This window comes from Planomonospora algeriensis (genome assembly GCF_977012225.1).
On record NZ_CDRNDK010000723.1, the window covers coordinates 1 to 2215 of the forward strand.

At 73.9% G+C, this 2215-nt stretch carries 4 protein-coding genes and 1 pseudogene; 2 read left to right on the forward strand and 3 right to left on the reverse strand.

The annotated features are described in order from the left end of the window. Positions 1–40 precede the first annotated feature (40 nt). Positions 41–376, reverse strand: a complete 336-nt coding sequence (locus ACWJ6R_RS35035) for an ArsR/SmtB family transcription factor (protein ID WP_449066324.1) — start codon at positions 374–376, stop codon at positions 41–43. Positions 377–378: 2 nt separating this feature from the next. Next, on the reverse strand, positions 379–573 hold the full coding sequence (locus ACWJ6R_RS35040; RefSeq protein WP_449066322.1) for a hypothetical protein: 195 nt from the start codon (positions 571–573) through the stop codon (positions 379–381). A 330-nt stretch (positions 574–903) separates the two neighbouring features. Here ACWJ6R_RS35040 and ACWJ6R_RS35045 point away from each other — a divergent pair, with 330 nt between their 5' ends. Then, positions 904–1074, forward strand: a complete 171-nt coding sequence (locus ACWJ6R_RS35045) for a DUF3073 domain-containing protein (protein ID WP_084009001.1) — start codon at positions 904–906, stop codon at positions 1072–1074. A gap of 131 nt (positions 1075–1205) precedes the next feature. On the opposite strand, the pseudogene ACWJ6R_RS35050 reads toward ACWJ6R_RS35045, so the two are convergent. Continuing rightward, positions 1206–1463: pseudogene (locus ACWJ6R_RS35050) on the reverse strand (glyceraldehyde 3-phosphate dehydrogenase NAD-binding domain-containing protein); the annotation flags it as partial. A gap of 205 nt (positions 1464–1668) precedes the next feature. On the opposite strand from ACWJ6R_RS35050, the gene ACWJ6R_RS35055 reads away from it, so the two are divergent. After that, complete coding sequence (locus tag ACWJ6R_RS35055; RefSeq protein WP_449066323.1) at positions 1669–2073, forward strand: HPF/RaiA family ribosome-associated protein; 405 nt, start codon at positions 1669–1671, stop codon at positions 2071–2073. Positions 2074–2215: the final 142 nt, after the last annotated feature.

Here is a 2215-nt window from a genome sequence, read left to right on the forward strand (position 1 = left end):
CGCCGGAGGCCGCACCCGGAACCGGGCCGGGGGACCGCGCTCATCCGCGGGCCTCCGCGCGCAGCTCCGCCAGGAGCTCGCCCTGTCCGGCCAGCAGGTCGGCGAGGATCCGCCGCGCCGCGACCAGCAGCTCCGCGACGTCCGGGGTGGACAGGGCGTAGACGACGGTGGCCCCCTCCCGGGTGGCGCTCACGATCCCCGCCCGGCGCAGCACCGCCAGCTGCTGGGAGAGGTTGGACGCCTCGATGTCGACCTCGGCGAGGAGGTCGCGCACCGGCAGCGGACCGGCCTGGAGCAGCTCCAGCACCCGGATGCGGACCGGGTGCCCGAGCGTGCGGAAGAACTCCGCCTTGGCCTGGTTGAGCGGCACCGCCATGATCATGCCGTTCCGTCGGCGGGTGCGCCGACCCCGTGCCGCACCTCGACGCCGTGCTGCTCGGCGATGCGCAGCAGGTTGTCCAGCCGGCCGGACAGGACCTCGACCGCGTGGTCGTCGTGCGCCTGGCGCACGAGCCGCAACTCCGCGTCGACCTCGTCGATGCGCGCCAGCAACTCAGCCGTGAACTCGCTCATGCACCCTGCTTCCCGTGGACTTCCGGTGGACTTCCCGTGGATCGGCTCCGGCGCGTCGGCGGCCGGGCGACGAAAACAGGCTACTTATAAACTCGCCAATTGCGTAATTCTTCAAGTCGTAAGGGGCTTGGGTAAGATGACGGCGGTGGTCCGCTCCCGGAGGTCTCCCCCGCCGGCCCAGGTCCCGATCCGGATCAGGTCAGGACCGGGCGGGGCTCGCCGGGTAGGGTCACCGGCGAGCGAGGACCGGCCCGGGATACCGGGCCGCGCTGGCCCGCGATGCGACAATGACGAGAGGCCGGGCACGGTCTACGTGAGGGAGTGCAGCCAATGGGACGGGGTCGCGCCAAGGCGAAGCAGACGAAGGTCGCTCGCCAGCTGAAGTACAGCAGTCACCACATCGATCTCGAGCGGCTGCGTGAGGAGCTCGGCTCCGGGGACGACCGCGCGCAGGACCGTCCCGAGACCGACGCTCCCGCCGGGGAGCCGGCCGACAGGTAACGGCGGGAGGACGCGGGGCGGGCGACGGGTCTTGGGACCCGCCGCCGCCCGCGCTCCCGCGGCCTACAGATCCGCCCCGACGCGCGCGGCCGTCTCCGCCAGCCGGTTGGCGTACCCCCAGCGGGATCGCGGTGCCCGGTGACCTCGATCGTGCGCCCGTCGACCTCGATCGCGGAGGCGGAGGCGGCGACCGGCAGGCCGTACGGGCCGAACGTCGAGTCGTGCTTGAGCAGGTGCGCCAGCGCGGGCGCGTCCGCGAGGTCGTTGATCGCGACGATCTCCAAACCCTTCGGCAGCCCGCAGCGGAGCAGCGCACGCCCGATCCGTCCGAACCCGTTGATCCCAACCCTGACGGTCATGTCTCCTCCTGATGTGGTCCGTGCCTTCATCGTGCGCGGGAACCGAGGGCCGGGACAGGGGCGGGGGTCCAGGCCCCGGCAGGCCCAACGGCCCCGCGCCGGACCGGCCCGGCGCCTCCTCCGGCCCCTCCGGACCGGGACGTACGGCGTCGGCCGCGGGGACGAAGGTCCCTGGCCCGGCCTCGGAGAGGGCCACGAGGCTGGCACCACGATCAGGGATGAGGAGTGATCCGAGATGACGAGAACGGTCCACGCCCCGCTCCACGCGGAGGACGTCCAGGTGCTGACCCGGGGCCGGGTGCTCCCCGCCGAGGTCGAGCGGGTGCGGGAGAAGGTCGTCGCGCTCGCCCGGCACCGCGGTGAACCCGTGCTGTTCACCCGGGTGCGGCTCGGCCTGTCCTGCGACCCCGCCCTGGCCCGTCCCGCCACCGCCCAGGCCGTCCTGGACGTCAACGGGCGCCTGGTCCGGGCCCACGCCGAGGCCAGGACCGTCCATGACGCGATCGCCCTGCTCACCGACCGCCTGCGGGTGCGTCTGGACCGGACCGCCCGGGACTGGGAGGCCACCCGGGAGCGCCGGCTCCGGGACGCCGGCCGGACTCCCCCCGGCTTCCCGGCGGACCGCGCCCCGGCTGAGTGATGACCTTGGTCCTGCCCGGGGAGGCCTTTGCGCCGCGGCCCCGGGCGGGGCCCATCCTCCACTGTGGGGGTGAGACGGCAGCCACGAGCCAACGAGGTGACCCCCCGATGACACGCTCCCCCGCGAGAACCGCCCCCGCCCC

Coding starts and splice junctions, on each gene's coding strand:
- ACWJ6R_RS35035 (WP_449066324.1), bottom strand. CDS start 376: ATGGCGGTGCCGCTCAACCAGGCCAAGGCGGAGTTCTTCCGCACGCTC.
- ACWJ6R_RS35045 (WP_084009001.1), top strand. CDS start 904: ATGGGACGGGGTCGCGCCAAGGCGAAGCAGACGAAGGTCGCTCGCCAG.
- ACWJ6R_RS35040 (WP_449066322.1), bottom strand. CDS start 573: ATGAGCGAGTTCACGGCTGAGTTGCTGGCGCGCATCGACGAGGTCGAC.
- ACWJ6R_RS35055 (WP_449066323.1), top strand. CDS start 1,669: ATGACGAGAACGGTCCACGCCCCGCTCCACGCGGAGGACGTCCAGGTG.